This is a genomic window from Pseudoalteromonas sp. QJM3NY_12 (genome assembly GCF_056173165.1).
On the sequence record NZ_JBWBUF010000002.1, the window covers coordinates 674,440 to 696,688 of the forward strand.

The following is a 22,249-nucleotide window of genomic DNA, read 5'->3' on the forward strand; positions in this document are numbered from 1 at the left end:
GCGAAACTTAAATAAAACTTAAGGTAAGTTAATTTTTTAAAAATTGGCTATCACGGTTTTATTACGGCCCGTTTCCTTCGCGTGATAGAGCGCTTTGTCAGCGCATTTATATACTTGATCGATATCATCGCTATGCTGTGGCCAAGTAGCGATACCAATAGATACATTTATATAGCCTACTTTTGCCATTGATGTGGTGGCTACTTGGTTACGTAAACGCTCAGCGATAACAAACGCACTATCATTATTTTCGTTAGGTAATACCAGTAAAAACTCTTCTCCACCAGTGCGTGACACAATATCATGCTTGCGCGATAACGATTGTATAATACGAGTAAGGGTTTTTAGTACTTCATCACCCGTATCATGGCCAAATGTATCATTAACCTGTTTAAAGAAGTCGATATCAATTTCAAGCACTGCAAACGGGATCTGCTTATCCATTAAATTTTCAAGCAATATGTTTAAACCCCGCCGGTTATGCGCGCCGGTTAGCGGATCGGTAAGTGCATCTTGACGTAATTGTCCCATTTGCGATTGCAAAACATGAATCCCTTCTAACATCGCGTGTTTAAGCTGGTTACTTTCGAAGTACCAAGACTTAATACTTTTAAGATGATCTACGTTTTTCTTATCGGTCGATAAATTAGCGCTATCGGCTAACAGTCTTAATGGCTTAGCAATATAGTGAGCTAGCATAGCAATTAATAAAAAAGTAATGATTACTATGGGCAACATTCGCTTAAGCACCTGCCCTTGAAAAGTATCAAGCGTAGCAAGGGTTGCCGCTTCACTTCGCTGGGCAACAATCCCCCAATTAGCAAGTCCTACGTGGGAAAACCCGGCCAGCATAGCCACTCCTTGGCTATTTATAACTCGAGTGAATCCATCTTCACCTTGCAAAACTCGCTCTATAACTGGGTTATTAAATACTTGCTTGCCAATGCGCTTAGAATCAGGGTGATAAAGTAAGGTTTTATTATCAGCGACCACATAAAAGTACGCCCCGCCATCGTAACTATGTTGTTTTAACAAAGCATTTAAAATACTCTGCTGCTCTAAATAGAAGCTACCGCCAATATAACCATAATAATTCCCTGCCAGATCAAACAGAGGATAGGAGACAACAATAATTAAATTATTAGCCAGCGAAATATAAGGCAGACTAACCTGCGGCTGCTGCGATTTAAGAGCCTGCTTAGAATGGACTGAATTAACCGTTTTATTAATAATATTTAAAGACACAGGTGAGGCTGCTTTAACAACACCTTGCATGTTAATTGCCACCGAATTAAAGCTATGCGTCTGATTTAAAAGCCGGTCGGTTTCAGCTTGGAGTAACTCAGTGTTGGTAATATCTTCAGCAATAATACTGGCTGAAAACTCAAGTTGCTGCATTGCTGCTGTTAAAAAGTGCTCAGTTGCTGAGGCTAACTTACTGGCAAATACATGATTACTTTGCAGGGTATCTTCTATTACCCGTTCTTTTTGGACTTGATAACTAATATATAAACCACTAAACAAAATAGCAGCTGCAGCGGGCATAGCTAACAAAAGAATTAATTGCCTAAGTTTAAAAGTAAATGGTAATCGAAAACGCAACTTAATATCATCCTAAGCAAATAAAAACGACTGCTATGCACTGCATACATCATTAATATAATACATAAATAGAACTAAGTGACCTAATTTTTGTGATTTTAAGGATGATTAAATCATACGATTTATATTTGCTGGGTTTTGCAGTTAAGCTCAATAATAGTTAAGCTGCATGCACTTTATTTTTATTTAGCCTTGAGGTGTGTGTTGCTAAATAAGTACTTGTTATCGTCTTCTCTTTTTTTAATCGGATGTTTCATGCCAATAAAATCTTCTTTTGCCGATTCTGCGCTGTCACTTAAGCAGCAACTAGGGCAAAAGCTTATGCTCGATTTACGCTATTTTTGTCAGCAAGGCAGTAGCCAACGCTGCAGAACGCCATTAACTGAATTGCCCGATGAATTAGCAAAAGCAATTAGCCGTTATGATATTGGCGGGGTGATTTTATTTTCTGAAAACACCCAAAACATAGAACAAATTATTAACCTTAATCAGCAGCTACAACAAGCTGCATCTAAATCTAAGTCAGGCCTACCACTGTTTATTTCTATTGACCAAGAAGGCGGACGCGTAGCTCGTTTACCTCGCGATGTGGCCACCTCATTTACCGGTAATATGTCAATTGGCGCAACTTACCCTGAGCACGGTACTTATTTCGCAACCCAAACGGCAAATATACTGGCCACTGAACTCTCAGTGCTTGGCATTAATGTAAATTATGCGCCAACGGTTGATGTAAATATGAACCCTGACAATCCAGTTATTAATGTACGCTCTTTTAGTGAAAGCCCTGATGAAGTTGCGGCAATGGGTGCAGCACAAGTTATTGAGTTTGAAAAAAACGGTATAATTAGCGCTATAAAACACTTTCCAGGACATGGCGATACCAATGTAGATAGCCATACAGGCTTACCTAAAGTGATGCATTCAAAAGAAGTCATTTACGCTCAAGATTTAGCGCCGTTTAAACAGATTATTGAGCAGCATAGTCCTGGGATGATAATGACCGCGCATATTCAATACCCTGAGCTTGATAGCAGTACATTAACCAATGTAGACGGTAAGCAAATGATTAAACCCGCGACCATGTCGCGTAAAATCATGACCGATATCCTTCGCGATGAACTGAACTATCAAGGCGTAGTGGTAACCGATGCACTGGATATGGCTGGTATTAGCCATTTTTTCAGCCCTACACAAGCAGTTGTAAACACTTTTGCAGCTGGAGTTGATATTGCGCTAATGCCAATAGAAATTAGAACGCCTGAGGATATAAATAAACTCGATGCGCTCATTGACTCTTTAGTCAGTGCTGTCAAAACAGAGCAACTAGACGCAGACGAAATTGCCCATTCGACGCAGCGAATTACCTCACTTAAACATCAATTTAAATTAAACGCTTTACCTAACCCCATTAATGCATTGGCAAATGCCAAACACATTATTGGTAATAAAGCACATCGTGAATTAGAAGCATCTCTGGCATTAGCGGCAATTACCCAAATAAAAAATAACAATAATACCTTGCCGCTTAAACTTGGCGCTGATAAGCATATTCATATTATTATGCCTGACACCCGCAAGTGCATGGCAATGCAACAAGCAATTAGTGCGTTAAGTTCACAACCACTCAGTTTTAGTTGCAGCAGCTTACAGGGCTTTGACCCAGATGAAGCGCAGGGCAACATAAACCAAGCAAGTATTGTTATTGCTGGCAATGCAACGCCGAACCAAAGTGCCGTGGAAATTGGCGGTATGGATGATTTAGCCGATAACCCAAACTTTGCCTTAAATAACGCAGAGCAACCCAAAGCGCTTGAATCATTACTAAAAATGGCTAAACAAAAAAACACTCCAACGGTATTTATTAGTTTGCGAGCACCGTATGACATTGCGCAATTTGGTCACTATGCTGATGCAGTGCTTGCTTCCTATGCTTATAATATTGATGTGGATAAAAACGAGCTGGTGTCTGGGCCTGCCTTTACTGCACTGGCGAAAGTATTATTAGGCCAAGCTCCAGCCAAAGGCCAATTACCGGTAACAATTAAACAATCGAAGAGCCATTAATATGAAACTTAATTGTGATTTAGGCGAGAGCTTTGGCGCATGGCAAATAGGCCTTGATAACGGTGTTATGCCCCATATTGATATGGCAAATATTGCTTGTGGCTTTCATGCAGGTGATTCGAGTGTAATCGCGCATACCCTAAAGCTGGCTAAACAACATAATGTTATGATTGGCGCTCACCCAAGCTACCCCGATAAACAAGGATTTGGTAGGCGTTCAATGAGCATGAGCGTGGCTGAGCTCACTCAATGTTTGCACTATCAAATAGCCGCCCTTGATGGCATGGCAAAAGTACAAGGGCTAACCCTTAGCTATGTAAAACCCCATGGTGCGTTATATAACGACATGATGACAAACCAGCAACTACTCACCACTGTTATGGGTGCAGTTGCCAGTTACCCTGCAAACTTAAAGTTAATGATACTCGCCACAGCCGATGCCAAGCTACATCAAACAATGGCTCGCCACCTTGGGCTCACACTGATATTAGAAGCGTTCGCAGACAGGCAGTACACTGACCAAGGGCACTTAGTATCACGAAATATAGCCGGCAGTGTGCATAACAAAGACGCATTATTAGCTCAGGTTAAGCAGCTTTTAGCCAGTAACAGTGTGACTACTCAATCTGGAAAATCGTTGAAACTGGTTGCTGACAGCATTTGTGTGCATGGCGATAATCCCCAAGGCATTGCAATTATTGAAGAGATAAAAGCGCTTTGTTCAACCAATAACTAAAGCCGTACACAGATTAAGCTGTAAACCCCCTTTACAGCTTTTGCTTTCTTTTACCACCTGCATTCATTGGTAGTTTTAAATGCGAGCTTCGTCGCATCTGACTATAAATTATCCCTCCACTACCCTATAAATAGATTAGTGATTTAAAACAGGGATAAACAATGAAAACGCTTTTAGCTATGAGCCTTATACTAGGTAGCAGCAACTTGGCCGTTGCCAATACCGATACATTGCAACTTCAAGATATATTCAACTTAGAATATGCCAACCAAATAGACATCACCGAAGACGGTAAAACAGTGTATTTCGTTCGTAACCGCATGGATATTAAAACCGATCGCAAAGTCGGTAATATTTGGTCTGTTGATTACAAAACAGAACAACTACAGCCCTTAACATCAGGTGTATTTATGGACTACTCGCCTGTGTTGTCACCCGATGGACAGCGCCTTGCGTTTATCTCTAACAGAGATGGCAGTAATCAAATATACATGAAGTGGCTTAAAACGGGTGCTGTGGCAAAAATTAGTAATCTTACTAATGCACCTCGCTCAATCACCTGGTCACCTAATTCTAAACAACTGGTGTTTAGTATGTTTGTTCCTGAAATAAGCTCACCACCTGTCAGTTTACCAGGTAAACCTAAAGGCGCTAGCTGGGCAGACCCTGCTAAATTTATTGACGATGTTTACTACCGTGCAGATGGCAGAGGCTATAGTCAAAAAGGATTTAATCAGCTATTTACTCTTAATGCGAATGGCGGCAATGCACAACAACTCACTAACGATAACTTTGATTATAATGGCGGTGTAAGCTTTAGTAAAAACGGCGAATTACTTTATTTCTCAGCCAATAGACACGCTGAAAATGCACTCAAGCCAACCAATAGTGAAGTGTACCAGCTTAATTTAAACACGTTAGAGATCATCGCACTGACCGACCGTAATGGACCAGATCAACAACCTCAGGTCTCACCTAACGGTCAGTACCTTGCTTATACTGGCTACGATGACAAGCGCACTAACTATGAAAATACTCAGCTTTATATTCGTGATTTAAAAACCGGTGATACCCAAAGTCTGACTAGCGATTTCGATCGCAGCGTTGGCCAAATTCAATGGAGCGCAAATTCAAAAGGCCTCTATTTTAGCTATGCCGATGAAGGCCAAACCGCACTCGCTTATCAACCTCGAAGTGGTAAACGTAAGGTGATTACCGAACAAATAGGTAGCGTGGCGTTTGGCCGCCCTTATTCTGGTGGTGATTTTGATATTAGTGAAAATGGTGACATTGCGTTTACACTGGCTGATACCCAGCGCCCTGCTGATGTAGCTACAATAAAGAGAGGTACAGTAAAGCGTTTAACCGATTTAAACTCAGATGCACTACAAACTAAACAGCTCGCCAAGGTTGAAGAGTTATGGTTAAAATCAAGCCATGATGAGTTACCAATACAAGGCTGGGTTGCTTATCCGCCGGGTTTTGATAAATCAAAAAAATACCCACTGGTGCTTGAAATTCACGGTGGCCCTGTTGCTAACTATGGCCCTCACTTTAGTGCCGAAGTGCAACTATTTGCCGCTAAAGGAAATGTCGTTTTATACATGAATCCGCGAGGCAGTGACTCGTACGGTAAAGAGTTTGCACAAACCATTCACCATAATTATCCAAGCAATGATTACGATGATTTAATGACAGGTGTTGACGCGCTAATTGATAAAGGTTTTATTGATAAGTCTAAATTATTCGTTACCGGTGGCTCTGGCGGCGGTGTATTAACCGCGTGGATTGTAGGCCATACGGATCGCTTTGCTGCTGCTGTTGTTGCTAAGCCTGTGATTAATTGGATCAGCTTTGTACTAACTGCTGACTTCTATCCGTTTTTTGCCGATTATTGGTTTCCAGGTAAACCTTGGGACCATATTGAGCATTACATGAAGCGCTCACCAATCAGTTATGTTGGCAATGTTAAAACCCCAACCATGCTTCTGACTGGTGAAGCAGACTATCGTACGCCAATTTCAGAAACAGAGCAGTTTTATCAAGCCTTAAAATTACAGGGGGTTGATACCGCGATGGTGCGCATTCCAAACGCTTCACATGGTATAACTGCCCGTCCATCAAATTTAATGACTAAAGTGGCTTACATTCAGTGGTGGTTTGATAAGCATTCGAAATAAAACGTAGAGTTATGAGTGACGAGCTATACAAGCTCGTTGCTCGCAGCTCACAAGTGTAAACCCCCTTTACAGCAATAATGTGAGTAATCCCTTACATACTTTAGCTAAATATCGGACTTAGCTTCAAACTGAGTTGGTAAAAATTCGGTTTATACTAACTCAGCCCCTTTGAGTTAGTAAAAATTCGGTTTGAGTCACTGTTTATAAGCCCTCAGTTAGTAAAAAAATGTTTTATAAGGTGCGACAGTTAGTAAAAAATCGGTTTATTACTTTCTAAACCCCAGTTAAAAACCTTTAAATTAAGCGTTTAGATGCTCAAATTGAGGATTAGAAAGGCAAATCTACCTTTAATGATGAAGAGAATGGCTATTTTTATCATGGTTAGTTAAAACCTGATCTGCTTTTAAACTAGCTAGTTAAATCGTGATCTGCTTTTAGTAGCTTAGGGTCTGTTGACCTTTGCGGATTAAAATTTGTTCAAACTAGGGGCGGTTTAATCGCGGCGCGAGGTTTGTAACCTAGTGGGCTAAGTAAAAACCGAGCAAAGCTTCCGCGTCCTGCTCACGCCCCTTACCTACATCCATGTAGGCAACAAAGAGTAAATCGCCCCTAGGCAAACCCCTTTGGGCAACGCCTGTTTGGCATTGATGCTGCGTTATCGCCTATTTATGGGGAACAACCACACCACATAGGCGCTGCCTTGCCTAAATGCCAAACAGACTGCTGCAAATTTAACCTTGAAAGGTCAACAGACCCTAGTTAAACTCTGATCTATATACGGCAAAAAACGGTTAATTTATTGTGCTTACCCGTGTTAAAGCGTAATCAACATAAAGCCCACCCAGCCGAGCATAAACATCCTTTAAAATTATTTATACTTTTAAGCTGCACTGCAGTGAAAACTCTCACTAGCCAAATAGCTAGTAAAATACTGATCTATTAAATTTTGCTTTTATGCAGGCATAAAAAAAGGGCCTTGCGGCCCTTAAGTAACACTATCTAGTAGAATTAGAATTGGTTCATGGTGTTAGCTTCACCACCGGCTTTAAGTGCATTCTCACCAGAGAAGTACTCTTTGTGTGTATCGCCAATGTTAGAGCCTGCAAGGTCTTGATGCTTAACTGACGCTTGCTCACGACGGATTTCTTGACGTTGTACGTCACGTACATAAGCCAGCATACCTAAGTCACCGAAGTAACCTTCAGATAGAATATCTGTGCTTAGTGCCGCTGTATGGTACGTTGGCAATGTGATTAGATGATGGAAAATACCTGCTTCACGTGCGCCATCGCGTTGGAAGTTTTGTACTAATAAGTCAGCGGCTGCTGCAAGCTCTGTTGCATCCATTTCTGGAGCCATAAGCGCTTTATTGTCATCAATACTTGGGTAAGCGCTAAGGTCACGACCTGCTTCTTGCCACTCTTGGTATACTTGCTCACGGAACTTAAGCGTCCAGTTGAACGACGGTGAGTTGTTGTATACTAATTTAGCATCTGGAACTTGTTCTTTAACGCGATTTACCAGCTCTGCAATTTGTTTTACGTGTGGTTTTTCTGTTTCAATCCACAGTAAATCAGCGCCTGACTGTAAGCTAGTTACACAATCTAGTACTACGCGGTCTTTCTCAGTGCCTTCGCGGAACTGATATAAACCGTTATCTAGGCGTGTAGGTTTACAAAGTTGGCCATTAAGCTTCATTGCCGTTTCGCCTTCATTTAAATCTTCAACGCTGTTTACCGGTGTTGTTTCTAAAAATGCATTGTATTGGCTTGCTAAGTCACCTGGTTTTTGTGAAACCGGTACTTTTTGCGTTAGGCTTGCACCTAGAGAATCGGTACGCGCAACGATAATACCGTTATCAATACCTAGCTCTAGAAACGCGTAACGTACTGCGTTAATTTTAGCTAAAAAGTCTTCATGAGGAACGGTAACTTTACCTGCTTGGTGACCACATTGCTTAGCATCTGATACTTGGTTTTCGATTTGAATAGCACAAGCACCGGCTTCAATCATCTTTTTAGCAAGTAGATAAGTCGCTTCTTCGTTACCAAAACCTGCATCAATATCAGCAATGATTGGTACAACGTGCGTTTCAAAGTTATCAATTTTATTAAGCACGGCTTGAACGTCGCCGCCGTTTGCTTTTGCATCGTCTAGCTCGTTAAATAAATGGTCAAGTTCACGTGCATCAGCTTGCTTTAAGAAGGTGTAGATTTCTTCGATAAGTGCTGGTACTGATGTTTTTTCGTGCATGCTTTGATCTGGAAGTGGGCCAAACTCAGAGCGAAGCGCTGCAACCATCCAACCGCTTAGATATACGTAACTGCGTTTAGTTGTTTTTTGGTGACGTTTGATTGCCATCATCATTTGTTGCGCAGTAAAACCATGCCAACAACCTAAAGACTGTGTGTACTGGCTTGTGTCTTTGTCGTATGCAGCCATGTCTTCACGCATAATGTCAGCAGTAAATTGTGCAATATCAACACCAGAGCGAAAACGATTTTGTAAACGCATGCGAGTTGCGTATTCAGGATTAATAGTTTTCCATGCAATGCCTTGTGATTGGCATAGTGTTGCCAGTGTATCTGTTTCGCCTTGATATGTTGTCATAATAAAGTCCTTCGAACGGGTATTAATATTTATTGTTGAGAGAGTGACTACATTGCGTTAGCTCTGTAGCGCTTAATTAAACATTAGGCTTATTTTTTAGATTTAGTAAATTTATAGTTGTTATTACGGCTATACATATAGTGAATGGCCAAAAAGCACTCAAAGCGACTTTTTTGCGATATGGTAAGTGTACGCACATAAAAAGTGCACTCTGTCGGACCGTTTAAGGATTTTAATTATGAGCCACACTCTCACCCACTCTGGACTCAGCGTTGATAAGCAACTAGCTGAATTTGTTAAAAAACAACTATTACCAGGTACTCATCTAGACGAACACCAGTTTTGGAAAAGCTTTGCCCACATAGTGCAAACACTTACTCCGCTGAACAAGTCACTACTCGCTAAACGTGAACAATTACAAAAGCAGATTAATGACTACCATGTTGCTAATAAAAACGTTGATCAAGCCCAGTACCAAGCCTTTTTAAAAGACATTGGTTATTTAGTTGATGAACCTGAAAACTTTAATATTGAAACCCAAAATGTAGAGCCAGAAATAGCGTTGACTGCAGGGCCACAGTTAGTAGTTCCAGTTAGTAATGCCCGCTTTGCTTTAAATGCTGCCAATGCACGCTGGGGTTCACTATACGATGCACTATACGGTACAGACGTACTCAGTGAGGAAGATGGTGCAGAGAAAGGGAGTCAATACAACCCAGTGCGCGGCTTTAAAGTAATGGCCTACGCCAGACAATTTTTAGATAAGGCGCTACCCCTTGAAAATGGCTCGCACATCGAAAGTACTAATTATTCAATCGTGGATGGCGCACTTGCAATTACATTACGCGACAGTTCGCACACTACACTTAAAAACCCTGAACAACTCGTTGGCTATCAAGGTGAGGCACAAAACCCAAGTGTTATTTTACTTAAAAACAATGGATTACATGTTGAGCTGCAAATAGACCACCATCACCCTATTGGCCAAGCTGATAAAGCTGGGCTAAAAGATGTGGTACTTGAAGCAGCGCTGACCACCATTATGGACTGTGAAGACTCAGTTGCCGCAGTTGATGCCGAAGATAAAGTGCAAGTTTACAAAAACTGGTTGGGCCTAATGCAGGGCAACTTGGTTGAAACGTTTAGAAAAGGCGACAAAATGGTCGACCGTACGTTACAAGCCGATCGCCAATATACAGGCCTTGATGGCCAAAAACTGACCCTAAAAGGGCGCAGTATGATGTTTGTCCGTAACGTTGGGCATTTAATGACAAACCCTGCTATTACCGATGTAAGTGGTAATGATGTGTTTGAAGGAATTATGGATGCCATGTTCACCGCAACAGCCGCACTGCACGATTTAAACACTAAAAATGCCATTCAAAACTCAACCGCGCAAAGTATTAATATTGTAAAGCCAAAAATGCATGGCCCTGATGAAGTAGCATTTGCTAACACTTTATTTGGCATGGTTGAAGAGGCGCTGAGCTTGCCTAAAAACACCCTAAAAATGGGTATTATGGACGAGGAGCGTCGTACATCTGCTAACTTAAAAGCCTGTATTCATGCTGCTAAAGAGCGTGTTGTATTTATTAACACCGGCTTTTTAGACCGCACCGGTGATGAAATACACACCTCTATGCAAGCAGGTGTGATACTGCCTAAAGCCGCTATTAAAGCACAGCCTTGGATCAGCGCTTATGAAGATCGTAATGTTGATATTGGCCTAGCCTGTGGCTTAAGCCACAAAGCACAAATTGGTAAAGGTATGTGGGCAATGCCCGATAAAATGGCGATGATGATGGAGCAAAAAGTTGCCCACCCTCAATCAGGTGCAAATACGGCTTGGGTGCCCTCTCCTACAGCCGCTACATTACACGCAATGCATTACCATGATGTGGATGTATTTAGCCTGCAGCAAAGCATTGCCACGCGCCAAATAGCAAGCCTAGAAAGCTTACTAACACCACCGCTAATGACAAACCCAGAAACGCTATCAAAAGAAGATATTCAAAGTGAGCTTGAAAATAACGCGCAAGGTATTTTAGGTTACGTAGTACGCTGGATTGACCAAGGAATAGGCTGTTCTAAAGTGCCTGACATTAACCATATTGGCTTAATGGAAGATAGAGCGACCTTACGTATTTCAAGCCAGCATATCGCCAACTGGCTGCATCATGGCGTGTGCAGTAAAGAGCAAGTACAAAAAGTGATGGCAAAAATGGCTAAGGTTGTTGATGGCCAAAATGAACATGACAGCCTTTACACCCCCATGGCTACTAATGAGCAAACATTAGCTAACAGCATTGCCTACCAAGCGGCTTCGGCACTAGTATTTGAAGGTGTTAGCCAACCTAGCGGTTACACTGAGCCACTACTGCATAGCTACCGCTTAAAATATAAAGCACAGCACTAACTTAAAACTTAACCTAAAAACAAAAAAATCAGCTTTAATAGGGTCTGTTGACCTTTCAAGGTTAAATTTGCAGCAGCCTGTTTGGTATTTAGGCAAGGCAGAGCCTATGTGGTGTGGTTATTCCCCATAAATAGGTGATAACGCAGCATCAATGCCAAACAGGCGCTGCCCTTCGGGTTCTGCCTAGGGGCGATTTACTCTTTGTTGCTCGGTTTTGACTTAGTCCACCAGGTTACAAACCTCGCGCCGCGATTAAACCGCCCCTAGTTTGAACAAATTTTAATCCGCAAAGGTCAACAGACCCTAAGCTGATTTTTTATAACGGGTGTGAATAATCACTATTCACTAGTTTTTAAATCATTACGAATTAATTCTTAATAGTCGCGTTGTGATAAACATTTTGTACGTCATCGCAATCTTCAAGCATATTGATAAATTTATCAAAGTTGGCAATCACTTCTTCATCAGTAATTTCAACATGTACTTGTGGAACGAAGGTAATTTCATCAACTTCAAAGTTAATGCCTTCAAATGCTTCTTCTAATGCCGTTTTAGCTTTAAAGTACTCAGTATGCGGTGCAAATACCGACACCTTGCCATCTTCGGCTTCTACATCAGTCACATCAACGTCAGCCATCATCAGCGCTTCTAACACGACTTCATCGTCGTCACCTGCAAACCCCAAAACAGCAAGGTGATCAAACATATGTGCTACACACCCAGGTGTGCCGATTTTTGAATCTGTTTTAGTAAACGGTAAGCGCACGTCTTTAATAGTACGATTAGGGTTATCGGTTAAACAGTCAACAATCACCATGCAATTACCCGGGCCGTAGCCTTCGTACCGTGCAGTTGAGTAATCTTCCCCTGCCCCGCCGGCTGCTTTTTCAATTGCTTTTTCGATTACGTGCGCAGGAACTTGGTCTTTTTTGGCTTTTTCAATTAAGCGGCGCAATGTTTGATTTACATCTGGGTCGGGTTCACCACTTTTGGCTGCAACGTAAATTTCTTTACCATACTTTGAATTTACTTTAGTTTTTGCGTTGGCGGTTTTAGCCATCGAACTTTTGCGGACTTCAAATGCTCTGCCCATCTTGTGCCTCTATTGAATACGTTCTGTTTTTGATATTTTACCAATTCAAAGCGTATTGGGCTAGTGGTTCAACATGTTATGCTGCGCAAAAGCAGCGGGGTATTAATTTAAATAATACCCGTTATGCTATTAGCGAAATGAAATACAGTGCAATTTAACATAATTCCACTTTTTCAGCGTAACTTTCAACTAACGACACTAATTCATCAAACCCATGAATAACAAAGTCGGCTTGCTCAGCATACGCGGGGGTTAAATCGGGGGCATATAAACAGGCTCGCATTTTTGCATTATGGGCCGCTTGTATGTCATATAAATAATCACCAACGTAAATAACATTATCAACTGGCATTGCCCATTGGCTTGCAATCGTTAGTAAGGCACTTGGATCGGGTTTAGCAGGAGCGTCGGTTCGGGTGAGTACCGTTTCGATTGGCAACGGATTATGCTGAAGTTTCAATGAAGCCGCTTTATCAAAATTACGCGTTACAATAGCCATGGGGATATTCTTTGCTTGCAGAGCATTGACAGCTTCAACAACACCAGGTAAAAAACTCGCGTTTTGTGCGTCAAGTAGCTCATGCTGATGCACTATATTCATTGCTTCTTCACGCATGTAGGGCGAGGGTAATTGTTCTATATACTCGAGTAGGTCTTGATCTGCTGGGCAACCTACTTGTGCCTTAATTAATGAAAAGTTTAATTCTGATGATACTAAGGTTCCGTCTAAATCAAAAATAACACCTTTGATTGCCTCAATTTGCGTTTTCATTTCATTCCTTGTGCTAACTAGTTTGCGGATTTGCTTTACATTAAAAATGTATATCAATTGACAATTACAAAAAACTTAATCCATTACGCTCTCAGTATAGCTCATTTGATACACATTAGTTCGGTTTGTATGATTCTGTTATGTTGGTTTTACGATGAAGTAAGTTAACGCGATCAGCTAACCTAACAGTATAAAAATGCGCACCTAAGAAAAGATGCGCAGTGGGTTAGTTAGTTTCAAATCGTGCTTCAAGCCATGTATCGTCTTGACTAAAGTTTAACGTTTTTACTTTTCCTCGCCCCTCAACATTTACCATATTGACTTGCGCAGGCCATAAATCGCGCAGTGCGCCATTACTCATTCTAATGCCTTCAATCTCATCGGGGATCGTGGCTTCTTGGTATACCCAAAAGAACTTACCATCCACTTGTGCACCTACATAATTAAGCGTAAGTGGTTCACCCTCTAAGGTTTGCAAAGCAACATGAGACTCAACATATTTAGCAAAGCGTTTTTGGTCACGCTTGTTATCAATAATATCCACCTTGCCTTTAAATAAACTGCCAACAGCATGCTCTGTGTCATGTAAGTAAAAACGATGCATCAATTCAATATTGTGCGTGCGCTGATTAAATAACATCGTTGTAACAGATGATTTTAATTGATGCGCCATACTCGGCGCAGCAATTAAAAAGCAAACAATAATAAGCAAAAAGCGCATTATTATTGATCCTCGTCGTTATTTTTTTCGTCTTTTGGCTCGTCTTTTTTCAGCTCAGTTTTAATATCTTGCATGATATCGCGGCTTACTTTTGCCTTACTCTTTTCACGTTTGTACACTTCAATACGTGAAGGAATAATACGACGAGGGTAGTGATTATTTTCTACATTCACATCCGCCGTTTCCCAGCCTGGATCGACCGTTACTGATGTCAGCGGTTTGTTTTTGTCGGTAATAATCAGTTTTTGTACGTTTTTGTGGTTACGACGCCAAATTTCTGCGGGAATGTAACGCTCTTCTTTAGTGCCATCTTCATAAGTTAGCTCTAAAAGAATCGGCATCACAAGGCCGCCTAAATTTGAAAACTCCATAACATAGTAGTTTTTGTCTTCTTCTAGTGCGCGATCGAGTGTTTTACGCTCCCACGGTTTTAAACCTTTTAAAAATTTGTTGTACGAATTACGTTCTTTATTGGTAACCGTAAAGCGATCGTTTTCGTCATAAAAATCGGTTACATCTGGGTTTTTCTCAACCCAGGTTTTTTTACCTTCAGCGCGATTACGCTCAACAAATAATGAACTTGGCTTATTCGCTTCAATATCACGTAAACGCTTAAAGTCGATATCAGGGTTTTTGGTGTCTAACCGTAATTGATATACTTTATCAAGCGAGATATCAACATGGTCTGTAGTGTAAAACCAACCACGCCAGAACCAATCTAAATCAACACCTGACGCTTCTTCCATAGTACGGAAAAAATCAGCCGGAGTAGGACGCTTATATTTCCAGCGCTGAGCATACTCTTTAAACGCAAAATCAAATAATTCACGACCAAGAATAACTTCACGTAAAATATTTAATGCAGCAGCTGGTTTAGTATAGGCATTAGGCCCTAAACGAAGCACACTGTCTGATTGCGTCATAATAGGCACTTGAGTTTCAGACTTCATGTACGCCACAATATCACGTGGCTCAACACCCCAAGGAATGGTCGGATCCCATTCACGTCCAGCAACACCATCTAAAAAGCTATTTAAACCTTCATCCATCCAGGTCCACTGACGCTCATCTGAGTTTACAATCATAGGGAAATAAATATGCCCCACTTCGTGGATAACAACCCCGATTAAAAAGCGCTTTTCTGCTTGAGAATAAGTACGTGTGCCATCGTCTTGTAAATCTGTACGTGGACCATTAAAGGTGATCATTGGGTATTCCATACCCCCTACTGGGCCATTAACTGACTGTGCAGTTGGGTATGGGTAATCAAATGAATATTTTGAATACACTTCCATGGTATGCACCACAGATTCCGTTGAATATTTCTTCCATAAATCGCCACCTTCTTTAGGGAAAAACGACATCGCCATAACCAATGGTTGCTCATTCCCCCCTTGTTGGTAACCTTTAGCATCCCACATAAATTTACGTGACGACGCCCATGCAAAATCACGAACATTTTCAGCTTTAAAGTGCCACGTTTTTGTTTTGTCTGTACCGGCTTTTTCGTTTTCGAGCGCTTCTTCTTCAGTAACTACAAATACAGGACGTATTGCTGTTTCAGCTTTTTTTAAACGCTTGCGCTGAGTACTAGTTAAAACAGAGCTTGGGTTATCAAGCTTACCGGTTGCCGATACAATATGATCTGCAGGAACCGTAATTTCAACGTCGTAGTCGCCAAATTCTAAGGTGAATTCACCACTGCCTAAAAATGGCTTGTTGGTCCATGCTTCGTAATCAGTATACGCAGCTAAACGAGGGAACCACTGTGCCACTAAGAAAATATCGTTACCGTCTTCTTCAAAGTGCTCATAACCTGCACGTGCACCTACCGCATCTTCTTCAACGAGGTTAAACGCGAAGTCCATACTAAACTCAACATCTTTACCGGGCTTTAGTGGCGTGTTTAAGTCTATACGCATTAGAGTATCAACAACCGTTACACGCAGCGCTTTACCATCTTCATCTTTAACATTGCTAATGGTGTAACCTAGCTCATTGTCGTTCATAAACTGCTGACGACGTAAATCACCTAAACTTAATTTAGCAGGCTTAGCATCAGGCTCGTTTTGTAGGGTACTTTTAAAAGTTTGCGTGGTTTCTGCTATCGAGTCATTTTTAAAAATGTTTTGGTCAAGTTGAAGCCATAAATATTTAAGCGTATGCGGTGAGTTATTTTTATATTCAATTGTTTGACTCCCCGTTAAACGACGCTTTTGCTCATCAAGCTTTACATCAATATCGTAATCAACCCGTTGTTGCCAGTAATTTTCTGCTGGTGCACCTGCGGCACTGCGGTAAACATTAGGGGTAGGCAAAGCTTCGTCTAGTTGACGAAACTTATCAACATAACTGCCTTTAGTCTGTTCAACAGATGAGGCCATCACAGAGCTCGCCATTGCCAAAGGCAATACAAATGCACTCAATGTAAATAAATTTTTCTTCATTGTTAATCCTGATCGATTTTAGTGACGCTACTGTGACAAATTTACAGCTAAGCTTCAATAAAATAGCGATAAAACCCTACTTTTATAGGGTGATATTCCACACCTTTATGTAAATATAAAAAACACGGTTTTACACAACAACATTTAACTAAATTGTTTAGCAATTTACATAAAAAACTAAGCTGTAAAGGGGGTTTACAAAATAGGCTGAGTATCACTAAAAGTAGAGATAAAATGAAAAAACACAGCTATTTTCATTAAAAATACTAAAAAACGCAGTTTTAGGTTGATCTTTACTATGGTTTGTAATTAGAATCGCCCACTTTTTTAATTTGAGGGTACTTTTTTAGTCTTTCTCTCAAATATTTTTTGTTCTAACTAGTCGTATTAAGTGTGGTGAGTTTATGGATTTTTATGTCCTAAAAAAGCAGCAAAAACTAATTGCAATACCAGCAGACGTGCAAAATTGTAAGCAGTATATTAACTCAGGCTACCTGTATATTGATAAAGTGGCTGCTTGTAATGAAACAAACGCACTAGCAGTATTACAGGCCAAAAAAGCAAAAGCATTAAAGTGGCCTTTAACAATTGCGCTTGCTGCTTTGCCGGTTATTTTTATTGCTTGGTATACTTTAACCTAAAGCGATACTTGCATCTTTAATTGCCTTGGGTATATTGGCGCTCTTATGGTTTTTTAAGAGCGCAAAATGAAAGTTCTTCACACTTCAGACTGGCACTTAGGTCAGCAATTTTATGAACATGATCGCCGTCATGAACATCATGCTTTTTTCTCTTGGTTATTAACCACCCTCGTTAGCCAACAAATCGATTTATTGCTTGTTGCGGGCGATATTTATCATACTGCCACCCCCAGTGCTAGCGCCGAAAACCAACTCTATCAATTTATAAAAAATGCCAAAGCACAGTGCCCACAATTACACGTGGTCATAATTGCCGGCAATCATGACTCTGCTAATCGTATTTTGGCTGCTCAGCCCTTATTAGCCCAGTTTGATACCCATGTTGTAGGCCGGTTTGATCCCGCCAATCCAAATGACGTGGTAATAACAATTAATAATAACGACAAACACGCTGTAGTAATCGCTATGCCGTTTTTACGAACCAGCGATATAAGTACGCTTAGTCAGAGCGAGAATGGCCCTAGTTACGCACAAGGCGTTGCTAAAGCTTACCAACTAGCATTTGAACATGCGTTAACGCTTACCAATGAAAGTACACCTTTAATTGTTATGGGTCACTTACATGCCAAAGGTGGAAATATTTCTGGTGATTCTGAGCGTAACTTAGTCATTGGCGGTGAAGAGGCCATTTCAGCGTCAGTATTTGGTAAGCATGCCAATTACGTAGCGCTAGGGCATTTACACAAAGCACAGTTAGTGGCTAAAAGTGAGTACATTCGCTATAGCGGCACACCAATTCCCATGTCGTTTTCAGAGAGAAAATATACACATCAGGTAAATATAGTAGAGTTTAACGGACAAAAAGATCAACCGCTAAGCACTACTGTAAACCCCCTTTACATTCCTAGACTCGCTGAAGTGATTGTTCTACCAGAGGGGGAGTGCGTCCCTTTAGCTCAGCTGTGTGAGCAAATAAAAGCGCTCGATACACAACAGTATAAAATAGCCCCGTACTTACGAGTAAAGCTAAAATCCAGTGATATTGACACCACTTTTCGTGAGCAAATTGAGCAAGCACTAAAAGGCAAACAAGTTAACTTTTGCGGTATAGAACGGGTACGCGATCAGCAAGTGAGTAATTCTTCAGAAACGGTATTTGAGGATTTAAGCTTTGTGGAAATGCTCAACCCAATTAATTTGCTCGAACAAGCCTTTAATAACGACAAAGATATGGCTGGCGAAACTGTTCCCAGTGAATTAAAAGCACTATTAACCGACGTTATTGATGAACTTGAACAGGAGCAGCTACTATGAAAATAACCGCCGTGCGTATTCATAACTTAGCCTCCATTGCTGATGCCGAAATCGACTTTTTAGCATCCCCACTCAAAGACGCAGGTTTATTTGCCATTACAGGTGACACCGGCGCAGGTAAAAGCACCGTACTTGATGCCATTTGTTTAGCGCTTTATACGAAAACTGCTCGTTTGAAAGGCGACAAAGGTAACCTAATTGATTTTAACGGCGATAACATAAAGCTTAACGATGCCCGCAATTTATTGCGCCGTGGGAAATGGGAAGGCTATGCGGAAGTGGACTTTAGCGGGCAAGATCAGCAACTTTATAGAGCACGCTACAGTATTCAACGCACGCATAAAAAAGTAACCGGCAAACTAAAAGTAGCCGAGCATACTTTGCATAGCTTACCTGATGAAACCTTAATTGCCGATAAAAGCACCACCATCAAAGCCATTGAAAATAAAATAGGCCTCACTTTTGAGCAATTCTCCCGTGCAGTGCTACTAGCACAACATGAGTTTGCCGCCTTTTTAAAAGCAACTGGCGATGAACGCGCACAACTTTTAGAGTGCCTTACCGGCACCGATAAATTTAGCCGAATTGGTCAACGTATATTTGAGCGAAATAAAGCAGTTAAAGATAAATTTGAATTACTAACAGCCAGCTTAGCCAGTTATGCGTTATTGTCTGATGAAGAGCTAAGTGAGAAGAAGCACACTCTTGATGAACTTAAAAAACAAACTGAACACATAAAAACAACGTTGGCCAGCACAGAGCAGGGTGTTAATTGGTATAAACAAGCATACAGTTTAGAGCAAGCATTAATAGCGGCTCAACAAAACGAGCAACAAGCAAGTGATGCACTAAATGCGGTTAAAGCACAAACTGAGCAAGCAAAACAAGCACAAAGTGCGCTTGAAATTAAAGATAATCGCCAACGCTTTAAAAGCTTAACGGTGCAAAACAGCCAGTTAAATTCGCAAATAAAGGAATTAAACGCGCTGGATCATGCCGCGCTTATTAATGAACAAGCAAGTAAGGTTAAAAAACATCAAAGCGAATTAGCAACAGCAAAACAACAACAACAAACAGCTGAACCAGTCATAACAAAAGCACGTGAGCTCGACAGTCAATTAGCTATTTTTACGCAAAGTATAACAAGCCTGACACAACAAAAAGCCAAAGAGCAGCAACAATTAAACGAGTTACAACAGCAGCTACAACAAAATAATCTCAGCGTGGAGCAGGCAACAACACAAAGCACTCACCATCAGCAGTGGTTACAAGAAAACAATCAACTAAAGCCATTGGCCACTGATTGGAACTATTTTAATCACAGCTTTAAGCAGTTTTTTAATACCACAACGCAATTAAAAACACTCGAGCAACAAAAGCAAACTATTACTTTGCAGCTAAGCACTCTCGCTACCAAGCTCAACGAGCAAAATAAACAGTTAGAACATGCAGAGCACGCACTAAGCACTGAACAACAAAATCTAAATAAGCTCACCCAACAGCAAGAGCAATTCAATATTGAGCAGTGTGATAATCAGCTTAAAAATATTGATTATTTAAAAGAGCAACGAGCGCGTTATAAGCAATTTAATCAAGAACTAAAGCACACAGTGCAGCAACAAAGTATTACAGCAGAAAAGCTAACTCAGAGTGAACAAACTAACATCACACTGCGTGAGCAATTAAGCAGAAAAGAGCAAGCACTTAAACACACCGAGCAATCGCTTAATCAAGCACGGCTGCGTGCGAGTGAACATGTTGAACATTTACGCGCACAACTACTGCCTAATGAGGCATGTGCGGTTTGTGGAGCCACTGAGCACCCGTTTGCAAACAATCAAAGCCAACCTTTTAATAACTTAATAACCGACTTTGAAAATACTTATACTGGCGCTAAGCAGCAGCACTTAGATGCACAAACCCAGCTACATCAACATCAAACGCAGCATGCTGTTTTAGTCGCAGAGCATAAGCAGCAAAGCCAAGCGATTGCTGATACCCAAGCCAAAATGTTAGACATTAAAAACACCATGCAAGCGGCTAAAACAGATCTTAATGACTTGAGCGTTGAGCAGCTTGATGACACCCATAAACAATTAAGCGAGCAAAAAGCGCAGTACTTTGCAGCACAAAAACAACAAAGCCAGTTGCAAGAAACGGTTAACCAACTGCAAAACACGGTTAAAAAAGAACAGACTGCTCAGCAACAATTAAATACCCAGCATGTTGAACTGAACAATCAGCTCACCATGCTTAATAATAAGCACCAGGAATTGCTCAGCCAACGCGAAGCACTTATAAGTGAGCTGAATTCTAATTTTGAAAACAGTCAATTTTGGCAAACATTACAAACCGGCGCGTTAACGCTAAGCGAATTAGGTGAGCAAGTAGAGCAGTATCAACATCAGCAACTACAACTTGAGCAAACTCAAAAGCAGCTAGACAGCGCCAATTTACAGCTGCAGCAGCTAACCCCGCTTATGACCAAAGCTGAGCAGCAAATTAGCACGCTCAACGACGATTTAACCCAGGCACAGCAACAACACAACAATACCCAGCAACAACGCTTAGCGTTATTCGATAACCAAACGATTAGCGCTGATGACTACCAGGCTCAGCTGAATAGACAAGTAGAGCAGTGCCAGAGTGAATTAAATCAGAGTCAACAGGCACACGATAGCGCCGTAAAACAGCGCGATGAGCACGCTATTACGCTTAAAAACCTTGAGCAGCGCTTCGCCGATAACAGCCAAGAGCTAACCACACTTGAAACACGCTATAGTGCTTGGTTTGAAGAGTTTAGCGCGCTTTATGCTGATATTAGCCATCAGCAAATCGAGATGCTACTGGCTATAAGTAATGACGATATTAAAGAGCAGCTAAAGCATAGCGAGCAGTTATCTCAAGCATTAGTTGATGCTCATGCTGCGCTAAAACAACAGCAAAATGCCAATGAGCAGCATCAGCAAAATAATAAGCCAGCACATAGCGAAGCACAGTTAATTGAGCAACAAACTCAATTAACTGTGCAGCAAACACAATTACACAATAACTTACTTACGATTAATACTGCCATCGAGCAGCACAACCAAAATGCAAAAGCTCTTGAGGGCAAGCAGGCTGAGCTAAGCAAGCTTAAACAACAAGTAGAACAATGGCATTTACTTAATAAAGTGCTCGGTGATGCAACCGGCAAAACAATGCGTAATTTAGCGCAAATACAAACACTAAAAATATTGCTACATTATGCTAATAGCCATTTAAAAACGCTGAATAAGCGTTACGAACTCACAGCAATAGCTGATTCACTTGATATAGCGATTATTGACCGCGATATGGCCGATGAACAACGTTCTGTAAACACACTCTCTGGGGGAGAATCGTTTTTAGTATCGTTGGCACTTGCATTAGGGCTGGCCTCTTTATCTTCAAACAAAGTGCAAATTAACTCGTTATTTGTTGACGAAGGCTTTGGTACACTAGATAGTGAAACACTTAGTATTGCAATGGACGCGCTAGATTCACTACAAGCGCAAGGTAGAAAGGTCGGTGTGATTTCACATGTAAGTGAAATGAGCGAACGCGTTGCAACGCAAATTCATGTCGCTAAAAAACCGGGTGGATACTCCACCATAAACGTAATTTAAGGA

13 protein-coding genes are annotated in these 22,249 nt (G+C 41.1%); 7 read left to right on the forward strand and 6 right to left on the reverse strand.

What is annotated here, in order from left to right; all coding sequences use genetic code 11:
• Positions 1-36: 36 nt before the first annotated feature.
• Positions 37-1,545 carry a sensor domain-containing diguanylate cyclase gene (locus tag AC0VZ5_RS18730; protein WP_442960230.1) on the reverse strand — a complete coding sequence of 503 codons (1,509 nt, stop codon included), beginning with the start codon at positions 1,543-1,545 and terminating at the stop codon, positions 37-39.
• A gap of 312 nt (positions 1,546-1,857) precedes the next feature.
• Here AC0VZ5_RS18730 and AC0VZ5_RS18735 point away from each other — a divergent pair, with 312 nt between their 5' ends.
• The 3 genes from AC0VZ5_RS18735 to AC0VZ5_RS18745 all read left to right on the forward strand — a co-directional run bounded on the left by AC0VZ5_RS18735 (position 1,858) and on the right by AC0VZ5_RS18745 (position 6,585).
• The gene (locus AC0VZ5_RS18735; RefSeq protein ID WP_475474881.1) at positions 1,858-3,669 is read left to right on the forward strand and encodes a glycoside hydrolase family 3 protein; all 1,812 of its coding nucleotides are present in this window, start codon (positions 1,858-1,860) and stop codon (positions 3,667-3,669) included.
• Between the two features lies 1 nt (position 3,670).
• Positions 3,671-4,405 carry a 5-oxoprolinase subunit PxpA gene (locus tag AC0VZ5_RS18740; RefSeq protein WP_475474882.1) on the forward strand — a complete coding sequence of 245 codons (735 nt, stop codon included), beginning with the start codon at positions 3,671-3,673 and terminating at the stop codon, positions 4,403-4,405.
• Between the two features lie 161 nt (positions 4,406-4,566).
• A complete protein-coding gene (locus tag AC0VZ5_RS18745; RefSeq protein ID WP_475474883.1) occupies positions 4,567-6,585 on the forward strand; it encodes a S9 family peptidase in 2,019 nt (672 codons plus the stop codon).
• 1,008 nt (positions 6,586-7,593) lie between these two features.
• Here the strand turns inward: AC0VZ5_RS18745 and AC0VZ5_RS18750 are convergent.
• Entirely contained in the window at positions 7,594-9,195 is a 1,602-nt protein-coding gene (locus tag AC0VZ5_RS18750) for an isocitrate lyase (protein ID WP_475474884.1), read from the reverse strand.
• 238 nt (positions 9,196-9,433) lie between these two features.
• Here AC0VZ5_RS18750 and AC0VZ5_RS18755 point away from each other — a divergent pair, with 238 nt between their 5' ends.
• Positions 9,434-11,611: a malate synthase G gene (locus tag AC0VZ5_RS18755; RefSeq protein ID WP_475474885.1), complete on the forward strand. Its 2,178-nt coding sequence runs from the start codon at positions 9,434-9,436 to the stop codon at positions 11,609-11,611.
• 367 nt (positions 11,612-11,978) lie between these two features.
• On the opposite strand, the gene AC0VZ5_RS18760 is transcribed toward AC0VZ5_RS18755, so the two are convergent.
• The 4 genes from AC0VZ5_RS18760 to AC0VZ5_RS18775 all read right to left on the reverse strand — a co-directional run bounded on the left by AC0VZ5_RS18760 (position 11,979) and on the right by AC0VZ5_RS18775 (position 16,644).
• Positions 11,979-12,704: a YebC/PmpR family DNA-binding transcriptional regulator gene (locus tag AC0VZ5_RS18760; protein WP_010388706.1), complete on the reverse strand. Its 726-nt coding sequence runs from the start codon at positions 12,702-12,704 to the stop codon at positions 11,979-11,981.
• Positions 12,705-12,858: 154 nt separating this feature from the next.
• Entirely contained in the window at positions 12,859-13,476 is a 618-nt protein-coding gene (locus AC0VZ5_RS18765; RefSeq protein WP_475474886.1) for an HAD family hydrolase, read from the reverse strand.
• 226 nt (positions 13,477-13,702) lie between these two features.
• Complete coding sequence (locus AC0VZ5_RS18770; RefSeq protein ID WP_138606453.1) at positions 13,703-14,197, reverse strand: DUF6702 family protein; 495 nt, start codon at positions 14,195-14,197, stop codon at positions 13,703-13,705.
• Between the two features lie 2 nt (positions 14,198-14,199).
• Positions 14,200-16,644, reverse strand: a complete 2,445-nt coding sequence (locus AC0VZ5_RS18775; RefSeq protein ID WP_475474887.1) for a M1 family metallopeptidase — start codon at positions 16,642-16,644, stop codon at positions 14,200-14,202.
• Between the two features lie 404 nt (positions 16,645-17,048).
• Between AC0VZ5_RS18775 and AC0VZ5_RS18780 the strand changes: the two genes are divergently transcribed.
• From AC0VZ5_RS18780 to AC0VZ5_RS18790, 3 genes are all read left to right on the forward strand, one after another.
• Positions 17,049-17,285: a hypothetical protein gene (locus AC0VZ5_RS18780; protein ID WP_010388711.1), complete on the forward strand. Its 237-nt coding sequence runs from the start codon at positions 17,049-17,051 to the stop codon at positions 17,283-17,285.
• 66 nt (positions 17,286-17,351) lie between these two features.
• Positions 17,352-18,599: an exonuclease SbcCD subunit D C-terminal domain-containing protein gene (locus AC0VZ5_RS18785; RefSeq protein WP_475474888.1), complete on the forward strand. Its 1,248-nt coding sequence runs from the start codon at positions 17,352-17,354 to the stop codon at positions 18,597-18,599.
• The gene (locus AC0VZ5_RS18790; RefSeq protein WP_475474889.1) at positions 18,596-22,246 is read left to right on the forward strand and encodes an SbcC/MukB-like Walker B domain-containing protein; all 3,651 of its coding nucleotides are present in this window, start codon (positions 18,596-18,598) and stop codon (positions 22,244-22,246) included. The genes AC0VZ5_RS18785 and AC0VZ5_RS18790 overlap by 4 nt, the downstream gene beginning before the upstream one ends.
• Positions 22,247-22,249: the final 3 nt, after the last annotated feature.